Origin of the sequence: Gordonia sp. UBA7599 (assembly GCA_002477755.1) — a bacterium.
Classification (GTDB): domain Bacteria; phylum Actinomycetota; class Actinomycetes; order Mycobacteriales; family Mycobacteriaceae; genus Gordonia.
This window is the reverse complement of record DLKD01000027.1, coordinates 1-16,951: the sequence shown is the minus strand read 5'-3', so window position 1 is coordinate 16,951 and position 16,951 is coordinate 1. Positions and strand designations below refer to the sequence as shown.

General features: G+C 66.6%; 19 protein-coding genes and 4 tRNA genes. 16 read left to right on the top strand and 7 right to left on the bottom strand.

Translation table 11 applies throughout. The features are described from left to right. Positions 1–894: CopD family protein (locus tag B4L26_RS02885; protein WP_290715605.1), on the top strand; the 894-nt coding region annotated here is incomplete at its 5' end. Positions 895–898: 4 nt separating this feature from the next. On the opposite strand, the gene B4L26_RS02880 is transcribed toward B4L26_RS02885, so the two are convergent. Continuing rightward, positions 899–1,867 carry an alpha/beta fold hydrolase gene (locus B4L26_RS02880; protein ID WP_290715603.1) on the bottom strand — a complete coding sequence of 323 codons (969 nt, stop codon included), beginning with the start codon at positions 1,865–1,867 and terminating at the stop codon, positions 899–901. A 78-nt stretch (positions 1,868–1,945) separates the two neighbouring features. Between B4L26_RS02880 and B4L26_RS02875 the strand changes: the two genes are divergently transcribed. The 5 genes from B4L26_RS02875 to B4L26_RS02855 all read left to right on the top strand — a co-directional run bounded on the left by B4L26_RS02875 (position 1,946) and on the right by B4L26_RS02855 (position 6,034). Beyond that, positions 1,946–2,018: transfer RNA gene (locus tag B4L26_RS02875), tRNA-Lys, on the top strand. A gap of 183 nt (positions 2,019–2,201) precedes the next feature. Then, a complete protein-coding gene (locus B4L26_RS02870) occupies positions 2,202–3,545 on the top strand; it encodes a wax ester/triacylglycerol synthase family O-acyltransferase (RefSeq protein ID WP_290715599.1) in 1,344 nt (447 codons plus the stop codon). Beyond that, the gene (locus B4L26_RS02865) at positions 3,542–4,468 is read left to right on the top strand and encodes an ATP-binding cassette domain-containing protein (RefSeq protein WP_290715598.1); all 927 of its coding nucleotides are present in this window, start codon (positions 3,542–3,544) and stop codon (positions 4,466–4,468) included. Before B4L26_RS02870 ends, B4L26_RS02865 begins: the two co-directional genes overlap by 4 nt. 1 nt (position 4,469) lies before the next feature. After that, the gene (locus B4L26_RS02860) at positions 4,470–5,273 is read left to right on the top strand and encodes an ABC transporter permease (protein WP_290715596.1); all 804 of its coding nucleotides are present in this window, start codon (positions 4,470–4,472) and stop codon (positions 5,271–5,273) included. Then, on the top strand, positions 5,270–6,034 hold the full coding sequence (locus tag B4L26_RS02855) for an ABC transporter permease (RefSeq protein WP_290715594.1): 765 nt from the start codon (positions 5,270–5,272) through the stop codon (positions 6,032–6,034). The genes B4L26_RS02860 and B4L26_RS02855 overlap by 4 nt, the downstream gene beginning before the upstream one ends. Here the strand turns inward: B4L26_RS02855 and B4L26_RS02850 are convergent. Next, a complete protein-coding gene (locus B4L26_RS02850) occupies positions 6,031–6,672 on the bottom strand; it encodes a TetR/AcrR family transcriptional regulator (RefSeq protein ID WP_290715592.1) in 642 nt (213 codons plus the stop codon). The genes B4L26_RS02855 and B4L26_RS02850 overlap by 4 nt on opposite strands. Positions 6,673–6,741: 69 nt before the next feature. Between B4L26_RS02850 and B4L26_RS02845 the strand changes: the two genes are divergently transcribed. The 4 genes from B4L26_RS02845 to B4L26_RS02830 all read left to right on the top strand — a co-directional run bounded on the left by B4L26_RS02845 (position 6,742) and on the right by B4L26_RS02830 (position 9,115). Continuing rightward, positions 6,742–7,398, top strand: a complete 657-nt coding sequence (locus B4L26_RS02845) for a hypothetical protein (RefSeq protein WP_290715590.1) — start codon at positions 6,742–6,744, stop codon at positions 7,396–7,398. After that, on the top strand, positions 7,395–7,856 hold the full coding sequence (locus tag B4L26_RS02840; RefSeq protein WP_290715588.1) for a DUF1772 domain-containing protein: 462 nt from the start codon (positions 7,395–7,397) through the stop codon (positions 7,854–7,856). Before B4L26_RS02845 ends, B4L26_RS02840 begins: the two co-directional genes overlap by 4 nt. A 122-nt stretch (positions 7,857–7,978) precedes the next feature. Continuing rightward, positions 7,979–8,611, top strand: coding sequence for a hypothetical protein (locus B4L26_RS02835; RefSeq protein ID WP_290715586.1), 633 nt, complete (start codon positions 7,979–7,981; stop codon positions 8,609–8,611). After that, positions 8,612–9,115 carry a hypothetical protein gene (locus B4L26_RS02830; RefSeq protein ID WP_290715584.1) on the top strand — a complete coding sequence of 168 codons (504 nt, stop codon included), beginning with the start codon at positions 8,612–8,614 and terminating at the stop codon, positions 9,113–9,115. It abuts the gene before it with no gap. On the opposite strand, the gene B4L26_RS02825 is transcribed toward B4L26_RS02830, so the two are convergent. Then, the gene (locus B4L26_RS02825) at positions 9,101–10,273 is read right to left on the bottom strand and encodes a pyridoxal phosphate-dependent aminotransferase (protein WP_290715583.1); all 1,173 of its coding nucleotides are present in this window, start codon (positions 10,271–10,273) and stop codon (positions 9,101–9,103) included. The two genes, B4L26_RS02830 and B4L26_RS02825, sit on opposite strands and share 15 nt — an antisense overlap. An 88-nt stretch (positions 10,274–10,361) precedes the next feature. Between B4L26_RS02825 and B4L26_RS02820 the strand changes: the two genes are divergently transcribed. From B4L26_RS02820 to B4L26_RS02810, 3 genes are all read left to right on the top strand, one after another. Further along, a tRNA-Glu gene (locus B4L26_RS02820) sits at positions 10,362–10,434 on the top strand. A gap of 27 nt (positions 10,435–10,461) precedes the next feature. Beyond that, a tRNA-Asp gene (locus B4L26_RS02815) sits at positions 10,462–10,535 on the top strand. Positions 10,536–10,566: 31 nt separating this feature from the next. Then, a tRNA-Phe gene (locus B4L26_RS02810) sits at positions 10,567–10,640 on the top strand. A 56-nt stretch (positions 10,641–10,696) separates the two neighbouring features. Here B4L26_RS02810 and B4L26_RS02805 read toward each other — a convergent pair. The 3 genes from B4L26_RS02805 to B4L26_RS02795 are packed head-to-tail and all read right to left on the bottom strand — an operon-like array spanning position 10,697 to position 14,388. Beyond that, positions 10,697–12,415, bottom strand: a complete 1,719-nt coding sequence (locus B4L26_RS02805; RefSeq protein ID WP_290715581.1) for a DUF3556 domain-containing protein — start codon at positions 12,413–12,415, stop codon at positions 10,697–10,699. Positions 12,416–12,449: 34 nt separating this feature from the next. After that, entirely contained in the window at positions 12,450–14,183 is a 1,734-nt protein-coding gene (locus tag B4L26_RS02800) for a DUF3556 domain-containing protein (RefSeq protein WP_290715578.1), read from the bottom strand. Positions 14,184–14,235: 52 nt separating this feature from the next. Further along, positions 14,236–14,388: a hypothetical protein gene (locus tag B4L26_RS02795; RefSeq protein ID WP_290715576.1), complete on the bottom strand. Its 153-nt coding sequence runs from the start codon at positions 14,386–14,388 to the stop codon at positions 14,236–14,238. Positions 14,389–14,486: 98 nt separating this feature from the next. On the opposite strand from B4L26_RS02795, the gene B4L26_RS02790 reads away from it, so the two are divergent. Both B4L26_RS02790 and B4L26_RS02785 read left to right on the top strand, forming a co-directional pair. Continuing rightward, complete coding sequence (locus B4L26_RS02790) at positions 14,487–14,846, top strand: Rv2640c family ArsR-like transcriptional regulator (RefSeq protein ID WP_290715573.1); 360 nt, start codon at positions 14,487–14,489, stop codon at positions 14,844–14,846. Positions 14,847–14,856: 10 nt separating this feature from the next. Beyond that, entirely contained in the window at positions 14,857–15,462 is a 606-nt protein-coding gene (locus B4L26_RS02785) for an NUDIX hydrolase (protein WP_290715571.1), read from the top strand. A 4-nt stretch (positions 15,463–15,466) separates the two neighbouring features. On the opposite strand, the gene B4L26_RS02780 is transcribed toward B4L26_RS02785, so the two are convergent. Then, a complete protein-coding gene (locus B4L26_RS02780; RefSeq protein WP_290715569.1) occupies positions 15,467–16,270 on the bottom strand; it encodes a DUF6498-containing protein in 804 nt (267 codons plus the stop codon). 164 nt (positions 16,271–16,434) lie between these two features. Here B4L26_RS02780 and B4L26_RS02775 point away from each other — a divergent pair. Next, positions 16,435–16,951: YceI family protein (locus B4L26_RS02775; protein ID WP_290715565.1), on the top strand; the 517-nt coding region annotated here is incomplete at its 3' end.

The following is a 16,951-nucleotide window of genomic DNA, read 5'->3' as shown; positions in this document are numbered from 1 at the left end:
TGTGCGGCGGTGGCGCTGGCGCTCGGCGTCGGCCTCGCGATGGCACTGGCAGGTGTCGCGGGGCCGGCGTCGTCGGTGTGGTTGCGGGCCGTGGCGCTGGGCGCCTCGGTCCTGTTGGTGGGTCTCGGCTCGATCGAGGCGCTGGGCGTCGAACCGTCGCTGCGCGTCGTGGGGGCGAGTGCCGTCCTGTGGCTCGTTGCCGGTGTCGGTGGGGTCTGGTTGGAGACGGCCGAACGCGCAGGCTCTTCGCCGCTACGCGTCTCGGTCGACGAGTTCACCGGGACGTGGTCGCAGCGACCCGGCGACCTGATCGGCGTCGTGTGTGCCGCAGCCGTCGCGGTGTGGGCTTTGGGGCGGCTCACCGACCGGATGGATGTCCCCGCCGGCGTCGTCGCGGGTGTTGCAGGCGTCGGTGTGGTCGCGACGGCGGTCGCCGGGCACGCGAGCAGTCATCAAATCGGCCCTGTCCTGGTGGGCGTGCACGCGGCCGCGGCGGCGTGGTGGTGCGGCACGCTGGTCGCCCTGGCGGTGACAGTGCGTGGCCGGGCCGGGTGGGCGGCGGCGTTGCCACGATTCTCGACCGTCGCACTTCCGGTGGTGATGCTGCTGACGGCCAGCGGTGTGGCGGCCGCGGTGGTCAACCTGGAAGTCTTTGGTGCCCACGGCTTTTCGGTGCTGTGGGGCAGCGGTTACGGCCGCATCCTCGTCGCGAAAACAGCGGCGTTGACGGCGTTGGTGAGCCTGGCATCGGCTCACCGTCGACGGTGGGTGCCGCAAGCTCGCGCGCACCGCACTGCCGAGGCCGCATCGGTGCGCAACGCCACCGTAGAGATTGTGATGATGGCGGTGGCACTGGGCCTGGCGGCCGGGTTGGCCGGCACGGCGCCCGCCTGACCGATCAGGTCAGGTCGAGCGGATCGACCGGTTCGCCGTCGACGACGATGAGTCCGACCGGATCGGCCGGGAGGGTCTCGTCCCAGGCCTTGTTGAGCTCGGTCAAGATCGTGCGGGCGAAACCGAGGCCGCCGAGGTGGGACTCGTTGGGCATCTCGAAGAGCTTGGCGTTGGGCAGCAGCGCCACCATGTGCTCGCCGTGCGAGAACGGGATGATGTGGTCCTTGTCGCCGTGCCACCACCGGACGGGCGTCTCGATGTCGGCGACGCGGAATCCCCACTCCTTCGCGAAGATGATCGCGTCGGCGAACGGCGCCTCCATGCGGCGTGAACCGCCGTGGAGCAGGTCGTCGAGGAACATGGCACGAAACTCCGGGCGCTCCAACAGTTCTCGGTCGCCGATGGGGGAGAGACGGCCGTAGATGTCGATAGCCGGGTTGGCGATCGGGCGGGCCACCGACAGCAGCGAACTGACAACCTTGCCGATCGGCGCACCCGCCACTTTGAGCAGGGGTGCGGTCAGTTTGGCGAGCTCGACCGCGCCGCCGCCGATCGCCTCCGGGCCGACGGCCGGTGCGACGCCGCCCATGATGCCGACGACCTTGCAGCGGTCGGGTGCGGCGTAGGCGGTGGCCAGGCTGTAAGGGCCGCCGCCGGAGAGTCCGATGACGCCGAACTCGTCGATGTCGAGCGAGTCGGCGAGGGCCAGGAGGTCGCCGGTGAATTCGAGGATGTTCTCGTAGCGGTACGGCGTGGACGATCCGACGCCGGGCCGGTCGATACCGATGATCGACATCTCGTGGTCCTCGGCCAGCTCACGCGCTTCCGGCGGGATCTGCCGCCGCGCTCCTGGAGTGCCGTGCAGCCAGAAGTAGGGGCGTGCATTGAGTTTGCCGAACTGGGCGAAGCCCAGCCGGCGCCCGTCGCCCACGGCGACCGAGCCTTCCAATTTGGGGCGGTCAATCTCGAACACGTTCTAGAGCATGACATAAAGCTATTTGGGGGTGTTGGGTACACTACGAACCTGGTCCCGGGCTCTCCCGGAGTACCCGCCCCTTTAGCTCAGTTGGTAGAGCTACGGACTTTTAATCCGCAGGTCCTCGGTTCGAGCCCGAGAGGGGGCACCCACGCTTCGTGCAGTTGCTGCGAAGAACCCGCAAAACGCCCATATCGGAGCACCTTTCGTGCTTGAAATAGGGCAATCCGCCCACTGCTGTGACATCGCGTATCCGTCGATCCCCGCCTGATTGTCGGCTGACGTATGCTGGCCTGCCGTCACCTTCCGGCCTGCCCAATTGGGGGATCCGATGTCACGATTTGCACCGCCCGAAGCCGTCGTCCTCATGATGATGGAGTCCGACGACTACCCCATGCACATCGGTGCGATGCAGCTCTTCCGTCCGCCGGTCGGCGTCGACGATCTGGCTCGCCAGATGTACGACGCCATGCTGACGCAGACCGACGTTGAAGCCATGTTCGCGACGCACCCGGCGCTCACCCGTCGGGGCCGGTCAATCCTGCGGTGGGATTCCGAGGACGAGATCGACATCGACTATCACGTGCAGTACGTGTCGCTACCCGAGCCCGGGGGTGAGCGGGAATTGATGGACCTCGTGAGCGAGTTGCACGCCGGCCAACTCGACCGCAGCAAGCCGCTGTGGCGCTGCTACGTCATCGACGGACTCGCCGACGGGCGGTTCGGGACCTACTTCAAGGTCCATCACGCTCTCATCGACGGGACGTCCGGTGTGAAGATGTCGCAGCAGTCGTTGAGTGCCGATCCGAACGATGATCGGATCCGGGCGATGTGGGCGAAGCGGCCCGACCAACGCAGGACAGGTGCGGGTGCCGACCGGCGTCAGGCACTTGGTCCGGCGAAGACGCTGGCGCACATGCGCGAGTCGTATCGGTCGATCCGGGCCGCAGCGCAAGACCGTCGGCTGTTGCCGTTGAATCGTGCCCCGCGCACGGTCTTCAACGTTCCGAGTGGCCCGTCCCGCATCTGTCGGGTGGCCTCGTTCCAGACGAGTCGCGTGAAGGCGGTGGCCGACGCCGCCGGGGTGACGTTCAACGACGTCGCGCTGACGATGACCTCCGGTGCGTTGAACGCCTACCTCGCCAATCGGAATGCGCTGCCCGCTGAGCCGCTGGTCGCGATGGTGCCGGTCAACATCCGCGACGAGGACGATGTGGTCGGAGCGAACATGTTCGGCACGGCACTGTGCAACTTGGGGACCCATCTCGACGATCCGAAGGAGCGGCTGGAACTCGTCCACGCCTCGATGAAGCACAACATCGCGCTCATCCGGTCGCTGTCCAAGGATGTCGCGATCCATGTGGCGGGACTCGTCAACGTGCCGATCAGCGGCCAGCGCGGTCTGCGCCGCAGGGTTCCGCCGACATACAACCTCGCCATCTCCTATGTCCGCGGGCAGGAGGAGCCCCTGTACCGACGGGGTGCGCTCCTGGAAGACGTGTACGGCTTCGTTCCGGTGCTGCGCGGTACGACACTCAACGTGGCGCTGTTCGCAACCAGCGAGCACCTCGACTTCGGCCTCGCTGCCTGCGCTGACTCGGTGCCCGACCTCGATGTGCTCACCGTCGGGCTCGAAACGGCGTTGACCGACCTCGAGCGTGCGGTCGGCCTGTGACCGACGACCGCGTCGTCGTTCGGGGAGTCGGCAAGTCGTACGGGGACGTCCCCGCGCTGCGCGACATCAGCTTCACCGTCGCTGCCGGTGAGGTGGTCGGTCTTCTGGGGCCCAACGGCGCCGGCAAGTCGACGACGGTCGACATCCTCTCGACGTTGACCCTGCCCGATGTCGGCGAGGCCAGGGTCGCCGGCCACGACGTCGTCGCCGACCCCGGCAAGGTGCGTGAGTCGATCATGGTGACCGGTCAGCAGGTGGCCGTCGACGACATGTTGACCGGTCGGCAGAACCTGGTGATGTTTGGCCGACTTCTCGGGCTGACCAAGGCGCGGGCGCAGCAACGATCTGCCGAGCTGCTGCACGAACTGGCCCTCGAGGAGGCCGCGGACAGGCAGGTCAGCACCTACTCGGGCGGAATGCGGCGCCGCGTGGACCTCGCGTGCGGGCTGATCATCGCGCCCGACGTCGCATTCTTGGACGAACCCACCACCGGTCTGGATCCCCGTAGCCGGCAGAGCATCTGGGACTTGGTCGCCGGATTCAAGGACGCCGGTATCGCGACGCTGCTGACGACCCAGTACCTGGAGGAGGCCGATGCGCTCTGCGACCGGATCGTGCTGATCGACGGGGGCACCATCATCGCCGAGGGCACCGCCGACGAACTCAAACAGCGCACCGGAAGCGACCAGGTCGTGATCGTGCTGAAGGACCCGGCCGATCGTGCCGCCGCGATCGCCGCTCTGGGTTTACTCGTGGTCAAGGCCGACAGTGCAGACACGATCGTGATACCGGCGCCCGACGGCGCGGACTCCCTCATGGGAGCGATGCGCCGGTTGGATGCCGCCGGTATCGCGTTGACCGACGTGACCCTGCGTCGGCCGTCGTTGGACGACGTCTTCTTCGCGTTCACCCGAGGGCGGTGACGTGACCGAGGCGGCAATGGGGCGTCCGACGCGGTCGGCGATCAAGCAGTGGTGGGTGCTCACCACGCGGGTCATCGCGCCGACGTTTCGGACCGGCGAGTTCTTCGTCGCTATCGCCATGTCGGTCGCCTTCACGGTGAGCCTGTATGTCCCGCTGAAGCAGATCATGGGCCACGTCGTGCACGGCAGTTACGCGCAGTGGATCATGCCCTCGATCTGTATGCAGGCGATCTACTTCGCAGCGATGTCGGGAGCGCTTCGGTCCGCGACCGATTCGGTGGACGGGATCAACCGCCGTTTGGCATCGATGCCGATGCCGCGGTCGGCGCCGATGGCAGCGCGCATGTCGGCCAACTTCTACCGCGCCGGCGTTGCGCTTGCGACGGCGCTCGTGTGCGGACACGTGATCGGCTTCCGGTTCTACCGCGGGCCGTTGTCCATCGTCGTGTTCTGCGCGGTCGTGCTGTTGATCGGCATGGTGCTGGCGTTGGCCGGCGATCTGGTGGGAAAGGTCTCCACGAACCCCGAGGCCACGACACATATCCTGCTGCTCCCGCAACTGATGTTCGCCATGCTGTCGGTTGGCCTGCAGCCCGTCGACCAGTTCCCGGCATGGCTGCAGCCGGTGGTCCGCAATCAGCCCCACTCGCAGTTCGTATCCATCCTCCGGGCGATCGCGGGGAATGCCGAGGGAACCACGGCGACGCCGAGCCTGTCGGTGATCGGCCCGGGTCTGCTGTGGCTGCTGGGCGTCGTTGTCGTCACGGCGTGGCTCTACGCGCGCGTGCTTCGGAGGCGGCCATGACTGCACTGGTCAAACAGACCTGGGTGCAGACGCAGCGCCTCCTGATCCGGTGGTCGCACGACCAGCAGTCGGTGATCCAGGCGCTGGTGCTCCCGTGCATGTTCCTGATCGCCATCAATCTTGTTTTCGGCAAGGCGATCTCCGGCGCGACCGGCCACAGTGCGCTGTACGGCAGTGTGCCCATGGCTGCCCTGGTCGGCGCTATTTTCGGCTCGACGGCCAGCGGTGTGCTGCTCATGGGGGAGCGGGACAACGGACTGCTGTCGCGCTTCTGGGTGCTGCCGGTGTACCGGGTGACCGGCCTGCTGTCGCGGTTGATGGCCGAAGCGCTTCGGATTCTGGTGACCACGCTGTTGGTCCTGTGCACCGGTTACGCGCTGGGCTTCCGATTCCATCAAGGTGTCCTGGCCGCACTCGCCTGGATCGGCGTGCCACTGCTTTTCGGTATCGGCTTCTGGGTCCTCGTGACGACACTGGCGCTGTACCTGACCAATACAGTGCTCGCGGAGGCGACGGGGATCGGAGTCGCGATGATGTTCTTCTTCTGCACCGGGTATGTGCCGCTCGACCAATACCCGGACTGGATCCAGCCCGTCGTGCAACACCAGCCGATGAGTTACGCCATTGCTGTGATGCAGGGACTCTCGCGTGGCGGTCCCGTGCTTTCGCCCCTCCTCGGGACCTTGGGATGGGCAGCGGCGACGGTCCTCGTCTGTGTGCCCGCGCTGCTGTACGGCTACCGCAAAGCAAGCATGCGCTAGCCGAAGAACTGCTCACCGAGGACGTCGTTCCACCACGACTCGATCTGGACGGGGCTCCATCCCCGCTCCTGGTGCAGGACGTCGAAGGTCATGATCGAACAGGTCGCCGCGTAGACGTCCAAAGCGCGCTCGGGGTCCATGCCGTCGCGCCACACCTGCGACGACCATGAGCCGAACACCTCGCGACGCACGGCGTCGCCGCGTCGGCGCCCCTCCTGATACGCGGCGTCGAGTTCGGCATAGTCGCGCCGACCTTCGATGATGGTGGCGATAATGCCGCCGCCGCGCTCGAACAGCCGCCGGTCGAACCCGATGACGGCGGCCAACTGACCGGTCGGATCACCCGTTGCGGCGTCGAGTTCGGTGCTGGCGCGCGCTACGTCGGCTTCTTCGTCGACGCCGTCGATGAGTGCCGTCGCCAACCCGGCCTTGTTGCCGAATACCCCGTACACGGTGGCTTCGGAGACGCCGGCCGCCGCCGCCACCCCGCGCACACTCGTGGCTGCCCAGCCGTTCTCGAGGAAGCTCTCGCGGGCGGCCGCGACGATGAGTGAACGCGTCAATTCCGCCTGTTGTGCCCGCAGGGCCGACCGGTAGGGCCGTACCTCCGTCGAGCCGTCTGCGTCCGAGATTTCCACGCTCCCACTGTACACCTCAGCTGAGTGTGTCTATATTAACTGAGATAGTCTATAACGAATGGAGTAATAATGAACGAAAGTGGGAGCGGCGTGGGCATCGGCCTCGTCGTCGGTGGTCTTGTGTACGGGGTGGGCGGGCAACTCCACCCGCGCGGCGAGGGATCGAGCAAGCTGGCATACATCGCGTCGATGCTCGGGCAGGAGTCGTGGGCGGCGTCGCACCTTCTGTCCCTGCTCGGCCTGGTGGTCATCGCGGTGACCCTGGTCGGTGCGTACCAGACCTCGGCCTTCGGCGCGCGCGCTCAGATGTGGGTGGCCGCAGCGACCGTCGGCGCCGGCCTCGGCGCGATTGAGCTACTGCCGCACTCGGCTGCGGCGGGCGAGCTCAACAGCCTCGAGAACGGTTACGCCACACCGCTACTCGACCTTCATCTATGGCTGCAGATGTTCGCCACGCCGGCGGTTGGACTGACCACCGCGGCGCTGGCGATTGCGGTGGCCCGAGGTGAGGGAACCGCCGCGGCAAAGACCCTCGCCTTCGTCGGCGCGTGCAGCGGCATCGCCTATGCCTTCGCCGGGCCGCTGACCGGCCTCACCGACGGCGTGACCTTCGTCGTCTTGTTCCCGGCCGCGTTCGGCATCGCCATTTGGTATCTCGGCACCGGAATCCGGCTGCTCGCCCGGCATCGAGCCCCGGTCCGCGTCGACCTGGTCGGTGCGCGATGATCGGCGCGATCGTCCTCTACGCGTCGATCCTGCTGTGGGGGATCCTCTGCGGTGCCGTGGTCTACGAGCACTTGGCGATCATTCCGGTGTGGGCATCGAACCCGCCGGAGTCTCTCGCGATGTGGACCGGGCCCTATCCGGTGAAGTCGATGCACTTCTGGCCGTTCATCCACCCGGTGATCATCGTGACGCTCCTCGCCGCCATCGGTTTGAACTGGGGAAACGATGCACGGAACCTCATCGCGCTGGCCGGAGTGGGTTACGTGCTCGCCGTCCTGCTCCCGACGGCCATCTGGTTCGTCCCCGAACTGCTGCACCTGATCAACCCCGAAACCGACCTCCCGTCGGAGCAGTGGCGGCGGCGTGCCAAGCGCTGGGAAGCGTTGAGTCTGGCCCGCGGAGTGGTCGTGTTGGCACTGATCGTGCCGCTGCTGATCGCCGTCGATATCCGGGGGTGAACCAGGGCACAGTCGCATCGTGGATTTTCGACGGCAACGGGTTGACACGTACGATGGTCTCGAAACCGTAACGAACACTGCCGCCGGTTTGAGGTGGCAGCGGATCCCGGGAGACTCCCCTTATGACTTCGCGTTCTAGGCGCACGCTCAGCGCGTCCCTCGTCGCCGGTGCGACGGCGGTCGCGCTGGTCGCCGTTCCCACCGGTGCGCACGCCGCCCCCTCGCGCGACGGCCTCGACCCGGCGACCGCGCGGACCATCGACGACTACGTGAAGCAGTTCCCCGGCGACAAGGAGTCCAACCGTCCGCCGGACGGCGCCTGCCGCGGCACCTCGAATTCGTGGTCGTGGGGCGTGGGGCCGCTCTGGACGGGCAAGACCTTCCGCAAGGGCATGGTCGTGAACCGGGGCCTGGGCAATCAGACGGGCTTCCTCGGTCAGGTGAAGCGGATCGGCAAGCGCACCTGGAAGATCGATTACCAGCCGATGACCGTCAATCACAACGTCGTCGTCGACATCCTGCACAAGAGGCCGTGGGGCTATCAGGGCGAGATCTATGCCTGGGGAATCTATGCCGGTGACTTCCAGCTGCACTGCCCCAAGTCGATGATGAAGAAGAAATCGACCAAGACGACCAAGTCGAGCACGACGAGCAAGACCAAGAAGAAGACCGAGAGCAGTTCGGACGACGCCTCGTCGCGGACCACCGAATCGTCGCGTACATCGCGTACCTCGCGTGACGGCGAGTCCGAGTAGATGAACCAGCAGGGGGCTGCTCGGCTGCTCGTCGGCGCCGTGGTCGGGGCCGTCGCGGCCGGGGGGCTGGTCACCAGTGCCAGTGCGCCCGCGTCCGCGGTCCCGGGCCAGAACATCGTCGATTCCGCCAAGTTCGCGACACCCGGCGGGCACGGCAACTTCCGTTGGCGCTACTCGTCGTCGCAGAAGAGACTGTGCGGCATCTACCCGACGGGCCGCAGCTACACCGTCCGCTGTGCCGCGCGCATCCCGTCGTCGGATGGGTCCGGGCGGTCGGACTACAACGCCATCGAGATCGGGCGCGCCGGCGTGCGGCGCACGGCCACCGACGGCGAGACCTATTCCGGCGCCAAGCGGTTGTGGCCGGGTCAGACGATCTCGGTAGTCGGGATCACGTGCACCGCGTTCAAGCGCGCGACGATTACGTGTGAGACCCGCAAGGGGGCCTTCCGCATCGTCGGCGGCGTCGCGAAGCTGCCTGTCCGCGGTTCAGCGCAGGGCTGACAATCGCCGCGCTGCCTCGCGCAGCGAGTCGTCGTGCTTGGCGAAGGCGAACCGCACCAGGTGACGCCAGGGCTGCGCGTCGTCGACGAAGGCGATGACCGGGACGGCGGCCACCCCGATCCGGGCGGGTAGTTCACGGCAGAAGCGGGCGGCATCGTCGACGCCGAGCGGGCGCGGATCGGCGCACACGAAATAGGTCGCCTCGCTGCGGTGGACGGCGAATCCCGCGTCACTCAGCGCCGTCGACAGGATGTCGCGCTTGCGCTGCAGCGCTGCGGCCGACTGTGCCACCCAGTCCATCTCGGTGTTCAGGGCGTGCGCGACCGCCGGCTGGAACGGCCCGCTGCCGACGTAGGACATGAACTGCTTCGCTGCGCGCGCCGCCGTCACCAGGGGCGCCGGGCCCGACACCCAACCGACCTTCCAGCCGGTGCAGTTGAACGTCTTCGCCGCGCTGGAGATACGCAAGGTTCGCTCGCGCATACCGGGCAGCGTCGCGATCGACCGGTGCGTGCGGCCGTCGAACAGCAGGTGCTCGTAGACCTCGTCGGAGATGGCGACGACGTCGTGTTCCTGGCACAGCGCGGCGATCGCGGCCAAGTCGTCGTCGGAGAACACCGTGCCGGTCGGGTTGTGCGGCGAATTGACGACGACGGCGGCCGTCTTGGGGCCGAACGCCTGCGCAAGGCGGTCGCGGTCGATGCGGAAGCCGTCCCCGTCGGGGACCATCGGCACGGTGCGCCGCCTCGCGCCGGCCATGGCGACCGTCGCCGCATAGGAGTCGTAGTACGGCTCGATGAGCACGACCTCGTCGCCGGGCTCGACGAGGCCGATGACGGCGCCGGCGATCGCCTCGGTGGCGCCGACGGTGATCAGGATCTCGGTGTCGGGGTCGTAGTGCAGCCCGTAGTGATTGGCCTGGTGGTCGCCGACGGCGCGACGCAGCTCGGGGACGCCGAGGCCGGGCGGGTACTGGTTGCGCCCATCGGCGATCGCCTGCTGCGCGGCAGCCAACATGGTGGCGGGCCCGTCCGCGTCGGGGAAGCCCTGGCCGAGGTTGATCGCATTGTGGCTGGTGGCGAGCGCGGACATCTCGGCAAAGATGGTCTCGCCGAAGGGGCGGAGGCGTTGCACGGTCACCGGACTACGGTGACACATCGGTGTCTCCGGTCACCGTTGGCCGAACCGATTTGTGTTTGCGCTTTCGTGTGTCATAAGCTGATCCGGCTCCCCACGGAGAACACCGGCCCCCTTCGTCTAGCGGCCTAGGACGCCGCCCTTTCAAGGCGGTAGCGCGGGTTCGAATCCCGTAGGGGGTACGCATGAAGTGCAAGCTTCAGGCACAAGGCCCTGTGGCGCAGTTGGTTAGCGCGCCGCCCTGTCACGGCGGAGGTCGCGGGTTCAAGTCCCGTCAGGGTCGCTCGAGGTTTCGGTATCAACCGGCACCGTCTGGCCAGGTAGCTCAGTTGGTACGAGCGTCCGCCTGAAAAGCGGAAGGTCGCCGGTTCGATCCCGGCCCTGGCCACCGAAGAAAACCCGCCGGAATCGGCGGGTTTTTCTCGTTTCTGTGTATGCCAGATCTCAGTCGACGAAGACTGGGATGGTGTCGTCCCACGGCTGGCTGTTGGCCATGTCGGCGACGCGGACGTAGCCGCTCTCGAATTCGCCGGTCGCGGCGTCGACAAGCCGGTAGCGCTGGGTTTGGCGCTGGATGGGCTGGGCGTCGATCAGCACCACACGGACCTCGCCCGGTTCGAAGTCGCACCGCTCCTGCAGAGCGGCGATGAGTTGCTCGTTGCACATGTGGCCGTCACCGAAGTTCCAGCCGATGGCGGTGCTGGTGATGCGCTCGCCGTCGGTGAGTACGTAGTCGGCCTCATCCTGTCCGGCCATCGCCCGATGGGCGAGGGTGAACATCGCGCGGCCGTGGGTGTTGAACGCGCGGAAGGCATACCCCATGTACATGTACAGCGCGGCGGTCTCCGGGCTCCCGTAGAACCGCTCCATCTGGGCGGCGGGCATGCTGGCGATCGCGACGACATGCTGTTCGACCTTCGTCGACGCCGAGGGTTTCATGCACCACAGCGAGGTGTCCCAATTCCCGGCGTAGTAGCGCATGCCGGGCAGGAACGACACCTTTCGCGGGGCCACATTCCCGACGACGACGGTGCCGGCCACGACTGCGAACAGCGCCAGCGGCCAGGCGCTGTGCATGTCGGTGAGGCTGATGTCGGCGTGGCCGACGAAGAGGAACAGCAGGCCGAAGATCATGAAGACGTTCCACTCCAGCGGCACACCCATCGGGATGGACGCAAGGATCCCGAGATGGAACGCCACCATCACCGTGGCAGCGATCGCCGTCGGCCAGCCGCCGTGGCTGAAGAACAACACGATCGGGACGCACAGCTCGATAGCAGTCGCCGCGTGGGCCACCCAGCGGGAGATCCAGCTGGGCGTCAGGTCGTCGGGGAAGTGGGTGAAGAATTTGCGCTTGAGCCAGCGGGGCCGCAACACCGGGTTGTTCGACATCATCGTCGAGATGACGAAGGGGAAGTGGCGGTTGAGCTTCGACACCGCAGCCCCGAGCCAAATCGTCAGGAATATGAGTTTGGCGGCGACGATGATGTCGGTGCCGGTCAGCAGGAAGGCCACGGCCAGCGACCCGTACACCTCTCCGCGGGCGCCGAGGAAGATCGACTTGTCTCGCAGCCCGCAAGCGGCCAGCAGGGCGACGACCATCGCTACCTCCCAGGCCGGCAGTACCCCGAGCGTGCTGTCGATCTCCGGGATCGGCCCTGTTCCGCTGCCGCACAGCGCGACCACCAGCATCACCAGCAGAGCGGCATACAGCGCGACGTCGACGGGGGTGCGCGATGTCCCGCGGGTCAGTGGGATACGTCCTGGCCACGGTGGCAGCCGGATGGTGTTCGGACGCAACCAGTAGAGGACTGAGCCCATCGGCGGGAAGAACCGGTTGTTGAGCGGCCCGAATCCGCAGCCGAGGCCGATCACCTCGAACAGCATGGTGAACAGCACGACCTTCTCGAGCACTATCGGCTCGGTCCACCAATGCGCGATCTCGCCGAGACCACCGATTCCGGGGGTGAGCAGCACGATCATCAGGGCGATCGCGGCGTAGGCGAGGATCTTCACCACGTAGAACAGGTGCAGGATCACGGGGGTCCCGAAGCCGACCTGCGCCCAGTGCTGGGCCATTGGCACGATCTTCTCCGCGCGCGTGCCGCGGCTCCAGGCCTCGAAATCGTCCACCACGGGTGCGTCTTGCTTGAGGAACCCCATCGCCGGACGCTAGCACGTCGACTTAGAACGTGTTCTAGTTTCGTGTGGCGTGTGCGTCGACGTAGACGGGAATGGTGTCGTCCCACGGCTGGCTGTTGGCCATGTCGGCGACGCGGACGTAGCCGCTCTCGAATTCGCCGGTCGCGGCGTCGACGAGTCGGTAGCGCTGGGTTTGGCGCTGGATGGGCTGGGCGTCGAGCAGTACGACCCGCACCTCGCCGGGTTCGAAGTCGCACCGGTCTTGCAGTGCGGCGATGAGTTGCTCGTTGCACATATGGCCGTCGCCGAAGTTCCAGCCGATGGCGGTGCTGGTGATGAGCTCACCGTCGGTGAGCACGTAGTCGGCCTCATCCCGGCCGGCCATCGCATGGTGGGCGAGGGTGAACATCGCGCGGCCGTGGGTGTTGAACGCCCGGAAGGCGTAGGCCATGTATTGGTACAGCGCGGCGGTCTTGGTACCGCCGTAGACCTTCTTCATCTGGGCCGCGGGGACGCTGGGGATCGCGACGAGGTTCTGTTCGATCTTCGCCGCGGCTGACGGTTTCATGCACCACAGCGAGGTGTCCCAGTTCCCGGCGTAATAGCGCATGCCGGGCAGGAACGACACGGTGCGCGGGGACAGGTTCCCGACGACGACGGTGCTGGCGAGTACCGCGAAGAGGACGACCGGCCAGGCGCTGTGCATGTCGGTGAGGCCGATGCCGGCGTGGCCGACGAAGAGGAACAGCAGGCCGAAGATCATGAAGACGTTCCACTCCAGGGGCACACCCATCGGGATCGAGGCAAGGATCCCGAGGTGGAACGCCACCATCACTGTCGCGGCAACTGCCATCGGCCAGCCGTGCCCGAAAAAGAGGACCAGCGGCACCAACAGTTCGATGGCCGTCGCCACGTGGGCCACCCAGCGGGAGATCCAGCTGGGCGTCAGGTCGTCGGGGAAGTGGGTGAAGAATTTGCGCTTGAGCCAGCGGGGTCTCAGGACGGGGTTATTCGACATCATCGTCGAGATGACGAAGGGGAAGTGGCGGTTGAGCTTGGAGACCGCCGCGCCGAACCAGATCGTCAAGAGCACGAGTTTCGCCGCGACGATGATGTCAGTGCCGGTCAACAGGAAGGCCACGGCCAGCGATCCATACACCTCTCCGCGGGCGCCGAGGAAGATCGACTTGTCTCGCAGCCCGCAAGCGGCCAGTAGCGCGACGACCATCGCTACCTCCCAGACCGGCAGCACGCCGATGCTGCTGTTCAAAGAGGCGATGGGCCCCGTGCCGCTGCCGCACAGCGCGACCACCAGCATCACCAGCAGAGCGGCATACAGCGCGACGTCGACGGGGGTGCGCGATGTCCCGCGGGTCAGCGGGATACGTCCTGGCCACGGTGGCAGCCGGATGGTGTTCGGACGCAGCCAGTAGAGGATGGCGCCCATCGGCGGGAAGATCCGGTTGTTGAGCGGTCCGAATCCGCAGCCGAGGCCGATCACCTCGAACAGCATCGTGTACAGCACGACCTTCTCGAGCACGATCGGCTCGGTCCACCACTGCTCGATCTCGCCCACGCCGCTGATGCCCGGTGTGAGCAGCACGATCATCAGGGCGATCGCGGCGTAGGCGAGGATCTTCGTCGCGTACAGGAGGTGCAGGGCGACTGGGGTGCCGAAGCCGACCTGCGCCCAGTGCTGGGCCATCGGCACGATCTTCTCCGCGCGTGATCCTTGGCTCCACGCGTCGAAGTCCTCCACCACGGGTGCGTCTTGCTTGAGGAACCCCATTCGCCGGACGCTAGCACCCCGGTGCCACAGACCGCGAGGCAATGTCGAGGCGTCAGCAGCAGGCGCAGCTGCAATTGCCTGCGGACTCCTTGGCGCCGGTGCTTCGATCCTGCGTGTCCTGGACTGTGGCCGGCGAACAGCAGTCGATGGGGACGGTCTGCGCGTCGTCGTCGACGACGGTGATGGTCGGCTCGATACGGGACATGACTTCCTCCGATAGATTCGATGTATGTCGAATTCCTTCGACGGCTCCGGTTTACCACTGTGATTCGATATATGTCAAGAAGGTAGTAGGATGGCGGCATGCCAAAGGCTCTTCCGCTCATCGACATGAACGCCCCGGTGTGCTGCTCGCCGGTGGCGGCGCAACCGCTCGACGACGAGGCGGCCCTCGAGATCGCGATGCGGCTCAAGGCGCTCGCCGACCCGATGCGCGTCCGTCTGCTCTCGCTGATCCTCACCTGCGAGGCCCTCGACCCGCCCACGACGGGCGTGCTCGCCGGGTTCGTCGGCCTCGCTGAGTCGACGGTGAGCCATCACCTCGGGCAGCTCCGCACGGCCGGACTCATCGGCTCGCAGCGGCGGGGGATGAGCGTGCACCACACGCCTCGTCGGGACGCGCTTGCCGCCCTGGCTGGAGTCCTCGACCCGCACTGCTGCTAGACCTGAATGCGTGGATGTTTCCAGGGAGGTGGCGCAGGCGCGACTGGACGCATGGTCGCGGCGTAGCGTGCCGAATCCCGATGGTGGCTTGCGCGCGTCGGCGGTGGCGCTGACCGTGGTGCGTCGCGACGACGTGCACGGCGTCTGGGTATTGCGGCGGCCGCTCACGATGCGCAGTCACCCCGGCCAATTCGCGCTTCCCGGGGGCCGGCTCGACGACGGGGAGTCCGCGGTCGATGCGGCACTGCGTGAACTGCACGAGGAGATCGGTATCCGTGTGCAGCAATCCGACGTCGTGGGCATCCTCGATGACTTCCGGACGCGATCGGGCTACATCATCACGCCGGTGGTCTGCTGGCGCGACGACGATCCGCCGCTGGTCCCCAACCCGGCCGAGGTCGCACAGAGTTTCTTCGTGCCGTTCGCCGACCTGGTGCGCCCGCCGCGGTTCGTCTCCTTTGAAGGCCTGGAGCGCCCGGTGATCCAGTTGCCCATCCTCGGTGAGAACGTCCACGCCCCGACGGCGGCACTGCTCTACCAATTCGCCGAGGTCGTCCTGCAAGACCGCCCGACCCGGGTCGAGGACTTGGAGCAACCGCCGTTCGCCTGGCAATGATGGACTAATCCGCTCCGGCGCGCGCCCACGGCTGCTCGTTGCGTTTCCTCCGCTGCAACTCGGCTTCCTGGTCCTTGGCCCAGAAGTCCTCGAAGCGCTCCCCGGGGTGCTTCCCGGGCACCCGGTTCATCAGGCGGCTCAGCCACACCGGAGCAGTTGCCGGTTCCCATTGCGGCAGCAGCCAACTGAGCGACGCGAGTGTCTTCAAGACCACGAACACACCGAACAGTGCTTCCGGCGCGTCGGTGAGCGCGATGCCGGCCATGCCCACGATCAACGTCAGATGGACCACGGCAACACGGCTGATGCCCTGGTTCGCGGCCAGTTCCACCTGCCGAAAGGACCATTGGCGCAGGTCCGTCAACTCGACCATGAAGTCGATCGCGAGAAGCGTGAGGATCAATCCGCACCCGATGGCCACCGCGCGCCAGTCGATCCCCACGATCGATGCGTAGCCGTTCTTGGTGAGCAACAAGAGGATCACAGCTAGGAAGACGGCGTGCGCACCGCTGAACGCAGCGGCCAGGAGGGCGAAGCCGGAGGCGAACGACCCTGTCTGGGCCCCTGGCGTCGCGCCGGGGCCTTGATACCGGAAATGTCCGCGCCGCGGATTCCACCGCTGATGAACGCGGATCCGCCCCCATGCGAACAGACAGATCAGGACGGTCTCGGCCCAGTAGACGACCAGGGTGGTCGCGCCCGTCCAGCCGCCGATGAACCAGCCCAGTGCCGGGATCGCGATCGCGGCGAGCAGCGCGGTCACATGCGCGACGGCCGGTGTGCGACGGCGGATCTCGCTGGTGGGCATGCCTTCCTCTCCGCGGCGACAGGATGACTTCGGGTGGCGGATATTGGTGGCGCCATGGTAGCCACCTGCCCGCGGCAGGGGCCATCGAAAGAACCGTGGGAATTAATCGGACTACGGTCCGGTTATGCCCAGTGGACCATCCGAAATCGATACGAGGAGCCCCAATGACCACCGCCACCGTGACCGCCCCGATTCAGCCCGGCACCTGGACCATCGACCCGGTGCACTCGACCGTCGGCTTCTGGGTCAAGCACCTCATGGTCAGCAAGGTGCGCGGCAAGTTCGAGAACTTCTCCGGCGCGATCACCGTCGCGCAGGACGGCACCCCGTCGGTCAGCGCCGAGATCGCCGTCGACTCCATCAACACCGGTAACGAGCAGCGCGACAACCACGTCCGCAGCGCCGACTTCTTTGACGCCCAGACCTACCCGACGGCCACCTTCACCAGCACCGGCGTCCGTCCCGACGGCGACGACTACGTCCTCACCGGGGACTTCACACTCAAGGGCGTCACACGCCCAGTCGAGCTCAAGCTGGAGTTCAACGGCGTGAACCCGGGCATGGGCGCCGGCCCGGTGGCCGGCTTCGAGGCCACCACCGTCATCAACCGCAAGGACTTCGGCATCGACATCGAGATGCCCCTGGAGGGCGGTGGAGTCGTCGTCGGCGACAAGATCACCA